The following is a 16,385-nucleotide window of genomic DNA, read 5'->3' on the forward strand; positions in this document are numbered from 1 at the left end:
TGAAAAGATCCGCGGCTTTCACCGCGGACCTCAGGCAATTGCAGTCGCTTCGATCAGATGTCGGCCTGCGACGAAATGATCCGCGAAACCAGACCATAATCCTTGGCTTCCTGGGCGGAGAGCCAATAGTCGCGATCGGTATCCTTGGCGATCTTTTCGACCGGCTGGCCGGTGGCCTCGGCGAAGATCAGGTTGAGGCGATCGTTCATGCGCAGGATTTCACGGGCCTGGATTTCGATGTCCGAGGCCATGCCGCGGGTGCCGCCCGACGGTTGGTGCAAAAGGAAACGCGTGTTCGGCAGGCAGAGGCGGCGCTCCTTGGGAACGCTGACATAGATCAGCGCGCCGGCAGAGGCGACCCAGCCTGTGCCGATGATCCAGACCTTCGGCTTGATGAACCTGATCATGTCGTGGATCGAATCGCCCGATTCCACATGGCCGCCCGGAGAATTGACGAAGATACGGATATCGTCGTCGCTTGCCGCAGCAAAGGCTACGAGCTGGGCGCAGACCTTGTGAGCCAGTTCCTGCGTGATCCCGCCATAGATGAAGATCGAACGCGACTTGAAAAGGTTCGACTCAATGTCCTTGCCCATCGGCGCTTCGGGTTTCTTTTCCTTGTCGTCGTCTTCGTCGTCGAGCATTCATTTCTCCAGATTTGCGATCTCAAGCCCTGAAATAGGGCGACTCACATGCAATGACAATGCAACAAACGCGAAATAAGGGAAACCGGTGAATTGCCGGTAAAGTTTGCAGAGCTTGCACACCCTTTCCGCGTCAGAAAACCGACATCCTATTTCTGTTGCATTGCGGCAAACAGCGTATGGACAGGTTGGATAGGCTCGGCGATAGTGGGCCATTCATCGAATGGAATATTCTGAAGGGGATCTCATGTTCAAGCGCCTGTCCTTGTCCATCGCCGCCCTGGCGACAACCGCCATGCCGGCCTTCGCCAACATCAACCCAGCGGATCATGGCTCTGTCTTGTCCGGCCTTCTTCATCCTTTCGCCGGTGCTGATCATGTCCTGGCGATGGTCGCAGTTGGCCTCTGGGCCGCGCAACTGGGCGGCAAGGCCCGCTTCGGCGTTCCGGCAGCATTCGTGATCATGATGGGCGCGGGCTTTTTGCTCGCCGTCGGCGGGGTTCACCTCCCCTACGTCGAGCCGGCGATCCTCGCCTCTGTCATCGGCCTGGGCCTGCTTGTCGCTCTCGCCGTCAAGATCCCGGCAATTGCGAGCGCTGTCATCGTCGCAGCCTTCGCGCTCTTCCACGGCCATGCCCATGGTGGTGAACTCGGTTCCGCAACCGCGATGCAGTTCGGCGTCGGCTTCATGCTTTCGACAGCGCTCCTTCATGCGACCGGTGTGGCCATCGGCATGTCGGCGACTCGTTTCGGTGGCGTCGTCACCCGCATCCTCGGCGCCCTCACCGTGCTTGGCGGCGCCGCCATTGCGTTTGGCTGATCCCACACGGCCATCACGCTTGCTATTCAAGGCCGGCCCAGCGCCGGCCTTTTGCATCTCGCGCTGGTTATCAGGCCAGAAACAGCGGCCCGCTATCAGGCGCCCGTTTCTGCATCTTGATGCGGACGCCGTGCGCCTTCTCCCCTTCGGGCTCGATATGGATCGTGCATTGCGAGCCCGGATGGGCTTCCTGGATCGCCATTTCCAGCCGGTCACAGATGTCGTGCGCTTCCGCGACCGTCATGTTGGACGGCACCACCATATCGAAGGCAATGAAGGTTGCCCGTCCCGCTTGCCGCGAGCGCAGGTGATGAACGTTTAGAGCGCCCGTCGCGTGGGTGGCGATCGCATCCTTGATGAGCTTCTCTTCTTCCGGTGTCACCGCCTTGTCCATCAGGCCGGCGACAGACTGGGAGATGACTTTCCAGCCCTCCCAGAGAATGTTCATCGCCACCACGATCGCCATGATCGGATCGAGAATGGCGTAACCGGTGGCGAGCGCCAGCAGAAGCCCGATCAGTACGCCGACCGAGGTCACGACATCGGAATAGATATGTTTGCCATCCGCCACCAAAGCTGGCGAACGATGCGAACGACCGACCCGAACCAGTATGGTCGCCCAGATGGCATTGATCACGCCGGCAAGCAGGTTGATCGATAGGCCCAGCGCCGGTGCATCCGGCAGTTCGGACTGCCAGAGATGCGGCACCGCTTCCTGAACAATCATGATCGCAGCGACCATGATGAGCACACCTTCGATGACGGCAGAGAAATACTCCGCCTTGTGGTGGCCGAAAGGATGATCGTCATCGGCAGGCTTGGCGGCGTAGCTGACCATCGAATAGGCGAGTACGGCGGCAACCACGTTGACCGTCGATTCCAGCGCATCCGACAGGAGCGCCACCGAGCCGGTAACATACCAGGCCATGAGCTTCAGCCCCATGACGCCAAGCGACAGCGGCATGCCCCAGAAGGCCAGCCTGCGTACAAGGATGATTGACTTTTCCATGGCCAGCCCCGCGATTGCGAATGATTAGCAAGTGCATGTTTCAAAACGACAAACCGCGCGAACGAGGGAACGTTCGCGCGGTTTGTCTTCTTAAACTCCTATGCCGAAAAACACCTCAGCCGTCAATCGGCACGCCGGAAAATCGAAACATAAAGGCAACGTCCATCAACGGCGAGCTGATCTACCGGAAAGCGCGGTCTAGCGAAAGTTCGACGTATTTTTTTGTTAAAAAAGATAAGATTATGCAATGGCGCACATTGCAAAAATTGAAACCGAACCCATCGTTTAAAAGGTGTAATTTGCGCGAGAAACCGGACGTTAAATTGAATATTAACTCAGAGATACAATCCTTATATATTATAAAAACTGAAAAATATATTTATTATAGAAATAGATATTCAAAATAGATCCCACTGTAATTATATAGATTTATATATTGTATTTTGTAAAAATTCGATTTAATATAATTCGAGAAAAAATGAAAAAGGAGAGGATAAAAAGTGTCAGTCGTTACCGCAACTAAAGCATTTAATGTGTTTAACTTTGATTTTTCAAGTTTTTTCCGTGGTAGCGATTACAATGGAAGCGCGACGAAGTTTGATGTTGTTTATTCCAGCGGCAATATCGACACCTTCTACGGAACGAATTTCTGGTACGACGCCAGCGGCGTTCTGAAGAGCGGCACGATTACGGGTTGCACTTTCAGTTCTGGTGGCGAAAAGCCCTATATAATGAAAGACCTTAACTACAGCGCCAAGGCGATGTATCAGGCTGGCCTTACGGAAGGTCAGGATGACGATGATGCGCTCATTGCCGTCATCTTCAGAGGAAATGACACCATTAGGGGTTCGTCATTCGATGACCGCCTGGACGGCTTCGCAGGAGCCGACAGTCTCTATGGTAACGCTGGGCAGGATTCTCTCTATGGCGGCGCAGGCAATGACAAGATGTGGGGCGGCGAAGGCGGCGATGAGTTCAAGTTTTTCAATAACTCAGGCAATGACAGAATTTTCGATTTTGACGCCTTCGGCAACGACCACGATGTTGTCAATTTGGAATTCCGAACCGAAATCAAAAATTTCAACGATCTTATAGATAACCACATAACGCGGAAAGACGGTTTCCTTCTCATTAACTTGGCAGATGGAGATACAATCAGGCTAGATGAGGTGCGGCTGTCTAACCTTGAAAGAGGTGACTTTATGTTTGGCTAGCCGAGCATGGGGCTCAGCCTCGATCATGGCAGGAACGGCGGCGATTTGACCCATCGAGTTCGGATCAAGATTTACAAACAACCGGCTGGCGACTTGAATGGGTTGATTGCCATGGCCGCTGGGAAAGCGCGCGATCACCGCCGACACCGATCTGCGGCTGTCGCGCTATTTCGGCATCAGCGAAGGCTTCTTTCTAGGGCTGCAGAACGATCATGACCTGATGCAGCGCCGGCGAGAGATCAACGTGGAACTCGCGACGATCCAGCCGCGCGCAGCGTTGCAGATGATCTGAGAACATAACTCCTCAATCTCGACCATGCGCCCGACGGTTGAGCGGCTCGGCAATCTCGATCGCCCGCTTCCACGTCATACCATTCCTCTGATCAAGAAACAGTGGATGATCGCACTCGTGCAGCGTGATCACGGGTCGCAGTCCTTCTTTTTGCCATTGCACATCGCAGGCGAGGCTCTCGACCGGTTCGCCGTCGCCTGTCCGACGATATCCCGGCAGCGTGATGGGCAGCCACCCGAATGTCATGGTGCCGGATTGGTCCGTGCCCGCTGTCTCGACGTAGTCACAAAAGTTTTGTCTGGATTGGGTCACCCAGACGCTCCACGAGAACGGCTCGTCTACCCCGTGAATGGGAATTTCCAACAGGGCTCGAATAGCAAAGACATCGTCGTCTGAGATCGTACCAGGCGTTTGCCGGACATGGCAGAGATCATCGTCGAAATGAACCCGGCATTCGACCTCTTCGTCGGACAGGTGGCCGAAAAATGGCGGCAATCCAATGCTGAACGACGGCGAGCCAGTTACGGTCCTGCCACAGCAACCGCAGACATAGGAGAAAGATTTTCGTCGGTTCCAGAACACCTCGTCTCCCTCCTCTGGTAGCGCGGGTGCACCGTGATAACGACGCACTCGCAGGGACATTCATTGCGTTCAAGCAGCCCTCACCTTAAACGTTTGGCGAGATGGGCCACCACATACTCGATCATCTGCATACCGCCACGCACGTGCGCCCCTATCTCCCGAACGCGTCCATCGCACTGGCCTTGCATGCATGGGTCATGGCGATAACGACAGCCGCCCCGCTCGATAGGCCTTTGCGGCCCCAAAGCGTCTTGTTCACCGTCTTCGCCGGCGGAAATGGCGGCAGCGTCTCGCGAATGCAACTCAGAACCAGAGCCCGAACGGCCTTGATGCCACAACCGGCACCTTGTGCGTTCAGATCCTTGTCATGGATTTCGGCGAGACGACGATCGATGCCGGAGAGAAGAAAATCACGTTCCTTCTTTTCCAGTCCACGGGCGACGAGAACCTGACGCAACGAAGAGCGTGCAGTCGCGAGGGTGCCGGTATTGCCGCAGGATGCCTCAGCCTGCACCGCCCAATGTAATGAAACGAACAAGCCGAAAACGATCAAATATCCGAAACGCACCGAAACAACCTCATTCAAACCACAGCAATCTGAGGTAGGCTTCCCATACGGCTACGTCTTTGTACAGCCTAGATAGGATCACAAGGCATTGCTCCCCAACCTTTGCGAAAACCGCATCGGCTGAGGAGCTTGTCGTTTCAGGACCTGTCGCGTTCTAAGTTGCGGAGATTGGCCGCATCAAGCGGCCTTCACCTTCGAACGTTTGGCGAGATGGGCCACGACATTCTCGATCATCCGCATGCCGGCATCCGAACCCAGCGTCATGATCGACTCGGGATGGAACTGCACCGCGGCCACCGGTTCCTTGGCATGCTCGATGCCCATGATGGTGCCGTCTTCGCTTTCGGCGGTGATGATGAAATCACGGCTGAGCGTTGCCGGATCGGCGAAGATCGAATGGTAGCGGCCGACCGTCACTTCCTTGCCGAGACCCGAGAAGACCACACCCGGTTCGAGAACGCGGATCCTGGACGGCTTGCCATGCATCGGGATCGCCAGTTGCCGTAACTCGCCGCCATAGGCTTCGGCGAGCGCCTGCAGCCCCAGGCAGACGCCGAAGATCGGCAATTGCCGCGCCCGTGCCTTCTTGATCGTTGCCTTGCAATCGAAATCCGACGGCGAACCGGGTCCGGGCGACAGCACCAAGAGATCCGGGTTCATCTTGTCGAACACCTCTTCCGGCACCGGCGTGCGAACCGTGGTCACGGTGGCGCCGGTCTGGCGGAAATAGTTGGCGAGCGTGTGGACGAACGAATCCTCATGATCGACGAGCAGGATATTGACCCCCTCGCCCACCTTGGCAACGTCGCGCTTGGTCATGGACGAATTCCCCGATCTGGCATCCCGGATGGCGGCAATCATCGCCGAAGCCTTGAGTTCGGTTTCGGCCTCCTCCTCTTCAGGAATGGAATCATAAAGCAGCGTGGCCCCGGCCCGCACCTCGGCAATGCCATCCTTGACGCGGATGGTGCGAAGCGTCAGACCCGTATTCATATCGCCGTTGAAGCCGACCCAGCCGATGGCGCCGCCATACCAGACGCGCGGGCTCTTTTCATGCGCCTCGATGAATCGCATAGCCCAGAGCTTCGGCGCCCCGGTGACGGTGACGGCCCAGGCATGGCTGAGGAAACCGTCAAACGCATCCATGTCGGGACGCAAGCGACCCTCGATATGGTCGACCGTATGGATCAGACGTGAATACATTTCAATCTGGCGGCGGCCGATGACCTTGACCGAGCCCGGTTCGCAGACACGGCTCTTGTCGTTGCGATCAACGTCCGAACACATGGTGAGTTCGGACTCATCCTTCTTGGAATTTAAAAGCTTCAGGATCTGTTCGGAATCCGAGATCGCATCTTCGCCGCGCTTGATCGTACCCGAAATCGGGCAGGTTTCGATGCGACGACCCGATACGCGAACGAACATTTCCGGCGAAGCACCGATCAGATATTCCTGATTGCCGAGATTGATGAAGAAGGAATAGGGCGACGGATTGACGGCCTTGAGCCGGCGGGAAATCTCGGACGGCTTGCTGTCGCAGCGTTCCATGAATTTCTGACCCGGCACCACTTCGAACAGGTCACCGCGCCGGAAGCTTTCCTTGGCCTTGACGACAAGGTTGGCATATTCGCCTGGGCGATGATCGCCACGCGGAGGAATGGTCGCCGTCGGCTTGAACGGCTCGGGCACGATGTCGCCCTGCTTGCCCAGCGTGGTGGCGCCATCCTTCTCGAACTCGTAGCGATCGATCCAGGCGCTGGCAGAATAATTGTCGACGACCAGGATTTCGTCGGGAAGGAACAGCACCATGTCGCGCTGGTCCGCCGGACGTTCGAGCTTGAGGTCAATGGCATCGAACTGGAAGGCGAGATCGTAGCCGAAAGCGCCATAGAGGCCGATCTGCGAGTCTTCCGCCGAATGGAAAAGGCCCGTAATGGCCCGGAGCACGGTGAAGACTGTCGGGATCTTGGACCGTTCTTCTTCGGTGAACACCCGGTTGGGCTTGCTAACCTTGAGATCGAGCCTGCGCCCCTGGCGTTGACCGAGTTCGACATCCTCGACACCGGAAAGATGCGCCTGAAGGATGTCGAGAAGCACTTCGCCGCGTTCGTTATAGGCCTCGAGCCACATATCGCGGCCAAAGGAGGAGATGCCCACAGGCGGATCGGCGATCGCGACATCCCAGCGCGTGTAGCGGCCCGGATATTCGTAGTTGGACGACAATACAGCTCCACGCCGCTCGTCCAGCCGGTCAACATAGGAGGAAAGGGCATCCGAATAGTCGACCGCCCGGCGAGAGCGGGAAACCGTCACGCCTCCCTTGGTGACATATTGCTCGCTTCCGTCTTCCAGTATCCGCGTTCCCATGAAGTCTCTCCGTTGTGGCCCGTTCCCCGATTTGGCCAAACAAGAAAAAAGCCGCCTCGGTTGGGGCGGCTTCGTCACTTGTCTTGTCACATGACTGGTCGAGGCCGCGATTTTAGCGGGCCCACCACCAGATGTTCATGATCGAAGACGTGTTCATGACGTTTCTCTTATCGCGGCGTTTTGGCCGTTGCAAGCGGGAAATCTCGGCACCTCCTGCAAGGGCGACAGTCCGATTCCGATTTCATGACAAAATACAACTTTCGTATAAACTTCAAATTTTTTTTAGTTTTTAATTACCTGATAATTTTCGCATGAAACAATAACGGAAATTCAACCAAAACTGAATTTTCCCACCCGAAAACAACAACACACAACCAGAAATCAAGTATTCAGACCAGGGGTAACAGTTCAATGAAATTGACGATTGCTCGCAGCATCACCATGTTCGGCGCCATCGTAATGGTCGGCTTCCTTGCCGCAGTCGGCGTCATGACTTTCGCACTCGAACAACTCAAGATCAACGGTCCGTATTATGAGCGTATCGTCAACGGCAAGGATCTCGTCGCTGATATCCTTCCGCCGCCCATGTTCATCGTCGAGACCTACATGCTTGCCAACGAGCTGACCGAAGACCCTTCGCTCGCCACAAGCCACATCAAGCGCATGGAGGAACTCGAACAGGAGTACCGCGGCCGGATTGCCTATTGGGACAAATCCACGCTTTCGCCGGAGTTCAAGCGCTATCTTACTGATAACCTGATTCCCGCAACCGAGACATTCTTCAACGCTCTGCGTACGGACTTCATTCCTGCCGCGAAAAATGGGGATGCGGCCGATCTTCGCGCCCATCTCATGGATCTGCGCGGCCTCTACAGGGCTCAGAAGGCTTCCGTCGAAACCTTGGTGAAGATGGCAAATACGGAGCTTGCCGCCGCCGAGGACGAAGGCAATGTGACGGCCATATTCTTCAAGCGCATGGCTATGCTCATGTCGGTCGTCGCCATTGTCCTGTTGATCATCGGTGTCACCTTTGCCCACCGCCGCGCCGTCGTGGCCATCCAGCGCATGTCCGCCTACATGAAGAAGCTCGCGGCCGGCGACTATTCGGAAGCCGTGCCCTATGTCAGCCGTCAGGATGAAATCGGCGAGATGGCCGCTTCCGTGAACATCTTCCGTCAGGCTGGCCTGGAAAAGATCGAGCTCGAGGAAGCCAACCGCCAGCAATCGGCTCTCACCGATGCCGAACGCAACCTGCGGCTCGATGAGAAGAACCGCCAGGCTGCAGCCCTCGAAAAGGTCGTAAAGGAACTCGGCGCCGGTCTCGAACGCCTGTCTCAATGCAACATTCGCATGACGCTCGATGAACCTTTCGAAGGCGAATTCGAAGTTCTCCGCCGGGACTTCAACACATCGATCTCGACTTTCCAGCAGGCCCTGACACAGGTTCTAGACAAGGCTTTCGAAATCAACCGCTCGTGCGGCGAAATGAAATCCTCCGCGGATCAACTGTCCAAGCGCACCGAACAGCAGGCGGCAGCCCTTGAAGAGACTGCAGCGGCGCTTGAAGAGATCTCGGTCAATGTCAAGAACTCCGCCGAGCGGGCAAATGTAACGCGGAACCGGGCGCAGGATGTCCGTCGCGATGTCATCGCCTCGACCAATGTCGTCCAGAACGCCGTCGCCGCGATGGAGCGGATCGAGCATGCCTCGCGCCAGATCGGCACCATCACGACCGTGATCGACGAGATCGCCTTCCAGACCAACCTGCTTGCTCTCAATGCCGGCGTTGAAGCGGCGCGTGCTGGTGAAGCCGGCAAGGGTTTTGCCGTCGTTGCCCAGGAAGTGCGTGAGCTCGCCCAGCGCTCCGCCCATGCAGCAAAGGAAATCAGCAGCCTCATTGCCAAGTCGAACGAGGAAGTATCGGGCGGCGTGCATCTCGTCCGCAATACCGGCGAGGCGCTCAACAAGATCGAGAAATATATCACCGATATCACTTCCGATGTCGAAGCGATGGCGCATGCGACGGAAGAGCAAGCGACGGGCCTTTCGGAAGTCACCTCGGCCGTCAACCAGATGGACCAGATCACCCAGCAGAATGCAGCCATGGTGGAAGAATCCGCCGCCGCCACCCATGCACTCGCCGACAATGCAGGCCAGTTGACCGATCTCGTCAACCGCTTCCAGCTCAACCGGCGTAATCGGCCGCGCGATACGGACGATGAACGCAGCCGCACCCAGCAACTGCGTCGCAATGCTGATATGGGTTATCGAGCTGCCTGATCTTCATGAACAGCCAGCGCCGCGACAAGCGGCGCTGGCTTTGCCTGTTCTCTCAGAACAGGAAATCACCCTTCTGCATATCGTTGATCTGGAATCCATCCACCACGATCTGTGCGGTGCCGACCTTGATCACGAGATCGCCATCGACATTGCTCATTCTGGACTTGAGCTCGTTGTATGTATCGATGCCGGAGAGTCTGCTGACATCGATGTAATCGGCATGCGTGAAGTCGATGATCGTATCCGTCCCGCCGCCGGCATAGAACATGAAAAAGTCTCCGCCGTTGCCGCCGGTCAGAGCGTCATTGCCGAAGCCGCCATCCAGCCAGTCCTCGCCGGCCCCGCCAACGAGTTCATCACGTCCGGACGAACCCAGCAGAGTATCGTCACCGCCCACGCCAATCAGCATATTGTCCTGCTCATTGCCGATGAGGAAATCGGCACCGAAGCCACCAACCGCATTTTCGATCACGGCACCATGCGCAATCGAGAAGCCACCATCGATCGCGTGAAGTTTCTTGTTCGAGAAATCCAGAACCTGCGAGAAGAAGCCACCGGCGTGATGCCACTGATCAAATATGCCTGCTTTCAGATCTTTGTCGAAATAGGAAACCAGATCGACAGCCTTGAGCTGGGCAAAGAGTGCCTTCAAATCCGCGCTGATCCCTGCCGTATTGAGCGTCGCATCATTGAGATTGATGATCGACGATTTGCCTGAACCCGAATACTGGATCGTGTCCTCCCCACCGGAATCCCAGATGCAGTAATAAGCGCGGCCGATCATGACATCGCCCTCATCAAGCTGCAGATTTCCACCCTTGGCGTCCATCAGCGTATAGAAGGATTTGCCTTCGGCATAGGCTTCCTTGCCGTAAAGCCCCTGGAGCGCGGCAACATCAAGCGCCATCATCGACACGGCGTGACCGTACTTAACCCCGTCCGAAGCCCCCTTATAGGACATGACAGAGTACATCTCGTTGTCCATGTATTGGCCGACTTCCGGCAAGGGCGGTATGCCGGTTTTCTCCTGGTGTGTATGCTTGAGGCCAAGGCTATGACCAATCTCATGGATGACGGTCCAGTTGGCATACTCCCCGCCGCCCTTCTCGGGCGTTGCCGTCATCTGCGAAAGCGCGCTGTTGAAGGCGCCGATCGACCAGGCATTGCCCGCGCCGTGCATGGCGTTACCGGGAAACTGGAAGAAACCTTCCGTGGTGGAATCCGGCCGGTCATCCGTGCTGGTCAGAACGAAATCGACTTGGTTGACATTGCTCGTGAAGGAGAAATCCAGCTGGCTGACGGAATCGATCATGCCATAGGCACGTTCAGACAAAGTCGCGAACGCGAATGTTGCATCGGGCTTGGCGCCGTTACCGAAAATGGCCTTGAACATGGCCGCAAACTCTGTGTCGAGCGTCAGCGCACTTTGGGTGCCAAAACCGTACTGGAGACTGGTCTCTCCCCAGATCTTGTTTGCCGTGATGGCATTCAGCAGCTTCACCCCGCTCTGGGGGATAGAACCCGTATTCAGGTCCTTCGTTGTCAATTGAGCCATGGAAGTACTTTCTCTTCGAAGATATGAGCAGCAAGAATCATCGGATGCATCTTGCCTGCGCCAATAAAACAAGCAAGAACCCCCGCATTCCCGCCGGTCGAAGAAGAAACGTTTTGGAAAGCTCCGATATTCAGATCATTCGGGGGCGAAACACCGGCAACGCCCCCGATTTATTCCAAGCGCCGATGATAGGAACCGACGCTTGGTATTACGACGCAAATCAGAACAGACCTTCGATCTGCCCCATGTCGTTAAGGAAAATCCGCTCCGACGATGGCGACTTGGGCAAGCCAGGCATGGTCATGATCTCACCGGTGATGACGACGATGAAGCCGGCACCTGCGGACAGGCGCACTTCGCGAACCGGAACGGTGTGGCCCGAGGGGGCACCACGCAGGTTCGGATCGGTCGAGAAGGAATATTGCGTCTTGGCCATGCAGATCGGCAGATTGCCATAACCTTGATCTTCCCAGGCCTTGAGCTGGTCGCGGACGGACTTGTCTGCGATCACTTCGCCGGCATGGTAGATCGACTTGGCGATGGTTTCGATCTTCTGGAACAACGGCATGTCATCCGGATAGAGCGGCGCAAACTGCGACTGGCCGGATTCGGCGAGCTGGACGACTTTGTTGGCGAGCTCCTCAATGCCGGCGGAACCCTGCGCCCAATGCTTGCAAAGAACGGCTTCGGCGCCGAGGGTTGCGACATAGTCCTTGATCGCCTGGATCTCGCCTTCGGTATCAGAGACGAAATGGTTGATGCCGACCACCACCGGAACGCCGAACTTCTTGACGTTCTGGATGTGGCGGCCCAGGTTGGCGCAGCCCTTCTTGACGGCTTCGATGTTTTCCTGACCAAGGTCGTCCTTCTTGACGCCACCGTTCATTTTCATCGCACGCGCGGTGGCGACGATGACAGCCACATCAGGCTTCAGGCCCGCCTTGCGGCACTTTATATCGAAGAATTTTTCAGCACCCAGATCGGCGCCGAAACCGGCTTCGGTGACGACATAGTCGGCAAGTTTCAGCGCGGTGGTCGTCGCCACGACGGAGTTGCAGCCATGCGCGATATTGGCGAACGGACCGCCATGCACGAAGGCCGGATTATTCTCGAGCGTCTGCACGAGGTTCGGCTGCATCGCATCCTTCAGCAGCACGGTCATGGCACCATCGGCCTTGATGTCGCGGGCGAAAACCGGGCTCTTGTCGCGGCGGTAGCCGATGATGATGTTGCCGAGACGCTTTTCGAGATCCTTGAGGTCCATCGACAGGCAGAGGATCGCCATCACTTCCGACGCGACCGTGATGTCGAAGCCGGCTTCGCGCGGATAGCCGTTGGCAACGCCGCCCAGCGAACAGACGATTTCACGCAATGCGCGGTCGTTCATGTCCATGACGCGGCGCCAGGCGATGCGGCGGATATCGATATTCTGTTCGTTGCCCCAGTAGATATGGTTGTCGATCAGAGCGGCAAGCAGATTGTGGGCAGAGGTGATGGCGTGAAAGTCGCCGGTGAAATGGAGGTTCATGTCCTCCATCGGCACGACCTGGGCGTAACCGCCGCCGGCAGCGCCACCCTTGACGCCGAAGCAGGGGCCGAGCGAGGCTTCGCGGATGCAGACAACGGCCTTCTTGCCAATGCGGTTGAGGCCATCGCCAAGACCGACGGTGGTCGTGGTCTTTCCTTCGCCGGCTGGCGTCGGGTTGATCGCGGTCACCAGAACCAGGCGACCGTTGGGACGCGACTGCTGCTGGGCAATGAATTCGGCCGAGATTTTTGCCTTGTCATGGCCATAGGGAAGAAGATGATCGGAACCGATGCCCAGCTTGGCGCCGATTTCCATGATATTCTTCTTTTTAGCCGCGCGAGCGATCTCGATATCGGATTTGACTTCTGCCATTGACTTCCTCCCTGAACATTTTGACATTCGGCAATTCCTGAACACGCTGGATTTCGCTCAGTCAAAAAGCCGGCCTGTAACGATATGAGCCTGATCATCGATCCGCATGCAGCGCCTGTTTTGTCGCGAACTGGACAAAATGCGACATCGACGATGAATAGCCTCTTCACATGAGAAGAAAGTCCTGCGGCAATGGCAGCGGATCGACATCTTTCTCGCCGAGGCTCTCGCGAAGGTTATTCTCGATCATTTTCGTCATCGCCTGCAACGCCAACCCGTTCGGATTCGTCTCGAACGGTGTTTCGAGATGTTCACTCAAGGCATCAAGACCAAAGAAGGCATAGGCGACGATGGCGCTGGCAACCGGTGTAAACCAGCCGAGCGAATCCTGAAAGCCGAACGGCAACAGCACGCAGAAGAGATAGGCCGTGCGGTGAAGCAGAAGCGTATAGGCGAATGGCACCGGCGTATTGGCGATGCGTTCGCAGGCCGCTTGCACCAGCCCCATGCGACCGACCGATTGGTCGAGCGACTGGTAGAGAATATCGGATAAGGTACCCTCGGCGCGCAGGCGGGCCAGTTCGCCGGAAATCATCCGCAGGCAGGCATCCGTGGGTCGGCGCATCCCGGCGACCTCTGTCTTGAAGCGGTCCGGTATGAAGGAACGCCACCTGTCGCCATCTGGCCCTCCTGCCCGCAATTGTCCTCTCAGCGCGTGCGAAAAGGCAATCGTAAGACGGACAAGATCGCTTCGAACCGACAGCCCGTCAGGGATCCCGTCAAGAACGAGGGTCTGGCGGGCGAAATGCCGGGACACCGCAATCAGCTCCCCCCATTGGCGGCGCGCCTCCCACCAGCGGTCGTAGCAGGCATTGTTGCGAAACCCGAGAAAGATCGACAGGGCGATGCCGACCAGCGCGAAGGGCGCGCCATTGATGGAAGGCACCCAATCGGGCCAATGGTGATGGGCCGCCACCACCAGGAGGGAAAGAATACTGACGCCAACGAGCTGGCCCACGATATCGGGGATGATCGACCCTTTGAGAATGAAGAACAGTTTCCAGAGGGGCGGTCGTGGTCGTATGATCATGGGGACCTCGATGGACGGCAATTGATCCAGCTCTATCGCTTGTAAATGCCCGGCACCATTCCCGGGGCGACATGCTGCTGCAACAATACTGCCTCTATACGCCCTTGAGCGCGGAATCTTGTTGCGCTCGCGAGCGCGCCTTTCTATGGAAACTGAAATATCTCCGGAGACAGGAAGCAATGAAAGCGATTGAACTGACAATCGAACGTATCCTTCTGGCCAGCCGCTGGATCCTCGTCCTCTTTTACATCGGCCTGGCCGCTGCGCTGCTCGTCTACGGCGTCTCGTTCATTTTCAAGTTCCTGAAGGTGGTGACCCATGTGGTCGATTACACCGAGGCCGAGATGATCCTCGCCATGCTGGGATTGATCGATGCCGCACTTGTTGCCAGCCTGATCGTGATGGTGATGATCTCCGGCTACGAAAACTTCGTCAGCCGCTTCGATGAAGACGATGCCGAGGTCTCATTTCTCGGCAAGCTCGACTCGGGCAGCCTCAAGATCAAGGTCGCATCCTCCATCGTGGCCATCTCCTCGATCCATCTGCTGCAGGTATTCCTCAATTCCGGCCAGTACGACAACATGAAGCTCATCCTGTTGACGTTGATCCATCTTGCCTTCGTTATCTCCGCGTTGATGCTTGGCTTCCTCGAACGGATCATGTCGGGTTTGAAATCGACGACCGGCAAGGACGACGGCGAGCATTAGAGTGGAAATCGCACCGGAGCATGACGCATGAAGGATCTCGACAAGATCGATCGAAAAATCCTCAATCTGCTGCAGTTCGACGGACGTTTGACAAATGCCGAACTGGCGGAAAAGGTGGCCCTGTCTCCCACGGCAACCTCCGAACGTGTCAAGCGGCTGACCCGTGACGGGTTCATTACCGGTTACATGGCGCTCGTTTCGCCTGCGTCGCTCGGGCTCAATCTTCTCGTGTTCGTCGAGGTCAAGCTCGACCGCACCACCCCCGACGTATTCGAAGCCTTCGCGACGGCTGTGCGACGCAGTCCCGCCGTGATGGAGTGCCATATGGTGGCAGGCGGCTTCGACTATCTGGTCAAGGCGCGGGTGGCCGGCATGGAGGCTTACCGCCAGTTTCTCAGCGAAGTGATCCTGCCCCTTCCCGGTGTACGCGAAACCCATACCTATGCTGTCATGGAGGAAGTGAAGTCGGCATCACGCCTGCCCATCTGACCACCTCGTCGCGCGGTGTGCGGAAATGGAGCGCACCCGGAAACAAAAATTGAATTGCGCGCTCAAGTCCTTTTGAATAGGACTGATATATTAGCGCAATGCCGGATGGACATGGTCCTTCCTTGTTTTGAGAGGTTTCCTCATGCCGCTTTACGACGCTATTGAAAGCGCGTCGTGCAAGGAGACTCTTGTCGCGGCGTTTTTCCGGGTCAGTGCCGAGTTTGGTTTCAAGGCGGCCACGTTGTTGAAGCTGCCGTCGCGCACCGACCATACCGTGGCCGAACTCATTCTCGAAAGCGAGTTAACGCGCGATTTCTTCGAGCGGTGCGACAGCTTGGGCGATGTCAGCAAATGCCCCCTCTACGAGGCGGCGCGCGGCACCATTCTGCCGAGCTATTGGGCTCTTGATCAACTGGCGGAACATCACGCCAGGCTGTCTCAAACTGTCAATCCTGTCTTGCAGCACTATCTCGATACCGGACTTCGCGCGACCACACTTCTGCCGCTGACATCGCTGGACGGCTCACGCCATATCGCCCGGTTTGATGGCGTTGCTCCGAAACTCTCGCGCCGTTCGCTGAACGATCTCGTCGCACTGACCATGCGATTCTTCGATTCCTACGATCGCAAGCGCTTTCCGATGACGGCCAACCCCGTCGGACTCACAGAGCGCGAACTTGAATCGTTGCGGTGGACTGCAATGGGGAAAACAACTTCGGAAATCAGCCGGATCGTCGGCCTTTCGGAACATACGGTCAACGCCTACCTCAACAATGCGATCCGGAAGCTTGATTGCACCAACCGGACACAACTCGTCGCCAAAGCATTGCGGATGCGTCTTATTAGCTGATCCTGCCGCACCAGGCGG

General features: G+C 56.7%; 14 protein-coding genes and 1 pseudogene. 7 read left to right on the top strand and 8 right to left on the bottom strand.

The window, feature by feature from the left end; translation table 11 throughout:
• Window positions 1-53 precede the first annotated feature (53 nt).
• Window positions 54-644 carry an ATP-dependent Clp protease proteolytic subunit gene (locus Q4481_RS09925; RefSeq protein ID WP_304376203.1) on the bottom strand — a complete coding sequence of 197 codons (591 nt, stop codon included), beginning with the start codon at window positions 642-644 and terminating at the stop codon, window positions 54-56.
• A 247-nt stretch (window positions 645-891) separates the two neighbouring features.
• Between Q4481_RS09925 and Q4481_RS09930 the strand changes: the two genes are divergently transcribed.
• On the top strand, window positions 892-1,464 hold the full coding sequence (locus tag Q4481_RS09930) for a HupE/UreJ family protein (protein ID WP_304376204.1): 573 nt from the start codon (window positions 892-894) through the stop codon (window positions 1,462-1,464).
• Window positions 1,465-1,534: 70 nt separating this feature from the next.
• Here the strand turns inward: Q4481_RS09930 and Q4481_RS09935 are convergent, their stop codons facing one another.
• Window positions 1,535-2,473: a cation diffusion facilitator family transporter gene (locus Q4481_RS09935; protein ID WP_304376205.1), complete on the bottom strand. Its 939-nt coding sequence runs from the start codon at window positions 2,471-2,473 to the stop codon at window positions 1,535-1,537.
• A gap of 500 nt (window positions 2,474-2,973) precedes the next feature.
• On the opposite strand from Q4481_RS09935, the gene Q4481_RS09940 reads away from it, so the two are divergent.
• Both Q4481_RS09940 and Q4481_RS09945 read left to right on the top strand, forming a co-directional pair.
• Window positions 2,974-3,687 carry a calcium-binding protein gene (locus tag Q4481_RS09940; protein ID WP_304376206.1) on the top strand — a complete coding sequence of 238 codons (714 nt, stop codon included), beginning with the start codon at window positions 2,974-2,976 and terminating at the stop codon, window positions 3,685-3,687.
• Window positions 3,688-3,805: 118 nt separating this feature from the next.
• Window positions 3,806-3,979: pseudogene (locus Q4481_RS09945) on the top strand (helix-turn-helix transcriptional regulator); the annotation flags it as partial.
• Between the two features lie 12 nt (window positions 3,980-3,991).
• On the opposite strand, the gene Q4481_RS09950 reads toward Q4481_RS09945, so the two are convergent.
• From Q4481_RS09950 to Q4481_RS09960, 3 genes are all read right to left on the bottom strand, one after another.
• Window positions 3,992-4,561: a DUF2199 domain-containing protein gene (locus Q4481_RS09950; RefSeq protein WP_304376207.1), complete on the bottom strand. Its 570-nt coding sequence runs from the start codon at window positions 4,559-4,561 to the stop codon at window positions 3,992-3,994.
• Between the two features lie 151 nt (window positions 4,562-4,712).
• Window positions 4,713-5,099, bottom strand: coding sequence for a hypothetical protein (locus tag Q4481_RS09955; protein WP_304376208.1), 387 nt, complete (start codon window positions 5,097-5,099; stop codon window positions 4,713-4,715).
• Window positions 5,100-5,306: 207 nt separating this feature from the next.
• Window positions 5,307-7,496 (bottom strand): anthranilate synthase, encoded by a 2,190-nt coding sequence (locus Q4481_RS09960; RefSeq protein ID WP_304376209.1) that lies wholly within the window; start codon window positions 7,494-7,496, stop codon window positions 5,307-5,309.
• Window positions 7,497-7,907: 411 nt separating this feature from the next.
• Between Q4481_RS09960 and Q4481_RS09965 the strand changes: the two genes are divergently transcribed.
• Window positions 7,908-9,776: a methyl-accepting chemotaxis protein gene (locus Q4481_RS09965; protein ID WP_304376210.1), complete on the top strand. Its 1,869-nt coding sequence runs from the start codon at window positions 7,908-7,910 to the stop codon at window positions 9,774-9,776.
• A 52-nt stretch (window positions 9,777-9,828) separates the two neighbouring features.
• On the opposite strand, the gene Q4481_RS09970 is transcribed toward Q4481_RS09965, so the two are convergent.
• The 3 genes from Q4481_RS09970 to Q4481_RS09980 form a co-directional block, all read right to left on the bottom strand.
• Window positions 9,829-11,331 carry a M10 family metallopeptidase C-terminal domain-containing protein gene (locus tag Q4481_RS09970; RefSeq protein ID WP_304376211.1) on the bottom strand — a complete coding sequence of 501 codons (1,503 nt, stop codon included), beginning with the start codon at window positions 11,329-11,331 and terminating at the stop codon, window positions 9,829-9,831.
• Between the two features lie 220 nt (window positions 11,332-11,551).
• A complete protein-coding gene (locus Q4481_RS09975) occupies window positions 11,552-13,231 on the bottom strand; it encodes a formate--tetrahydrofolate ligase (RefSeq protein ID WP_304376212.1) in 1,680 nt (559 codons plus the stop codon).
• Window positions 13,232-13,397: 166 nt separating this feature from the next.
• Window positions 13,398-14,321: a bestrophin family protein gene (locus tag Q4481_RS09980; protein ID WP_304376213.1), complete on the bottom strand. Its 924-nt coding sequence runs from the start codon at window positions 14,319-14,321 to the stop codon at window positions 13,398-13,400.
• Between the two features lie 179 nt (window positions 14,322-14,500).
• Between Q4481_RS09980 and Q4481_RS09985 the strand changes: the two genes are divergently transcribed.
• The 3 genes from Q4481_RS09985 (at window position 14,501) to Q4481_RS09995 (ending at window position 16,367) form a co-directional block, all read left to right on the top strand.
• Entirely contained in the window at window positions 14,501-15,028 is a 528-nt protein-coding gene (locus Q4481_RS09985; protein ID WP_304376214.1) for a TIGR00645 family protein, read from the top strand.
• A 27-nt stretch (window positions 15,029-15,055) separates the two neighbouring features.
• Entirely contained in the window at window positions 15,056-15,517 is a 462-nt protein-coding gene (locus Q4481_RS09990; protein ID WP_304376215.1) for an Lrp/AsnC ligand binding domain-containing protein, read from the top strand.
• A 142-nt stretch (window positions 15,518-15,659) separates the two neighbouring features.
• The gene (locus tag Q4481_RS09995) at window positions 15,660-16,367 is read left to right on the top strand and encodes a helix-turn-helix transcriptional regulator (protein WP_304376216.1); all 708 of its coding nucleotides are present in this window, start codon (window positions 15,660-15,662) and stop codon (window positions 16,365-16,367) included.
• Window positions 16,368-16,385: the final 18 nt, after the last annotated feature.

The sequence above is a fragment of the Fluviirhizobium alvei genome (assembly GCF_030551875.1).
In the GTDB taxonomy this organism is placed as follows: domain Bacteria; phylum Pseudomonadota; class Alphaproteobacteria; order Rhizobiales; family Rhizobiaceae; genus Rhizobium_E; species Rhizobium_E alvei.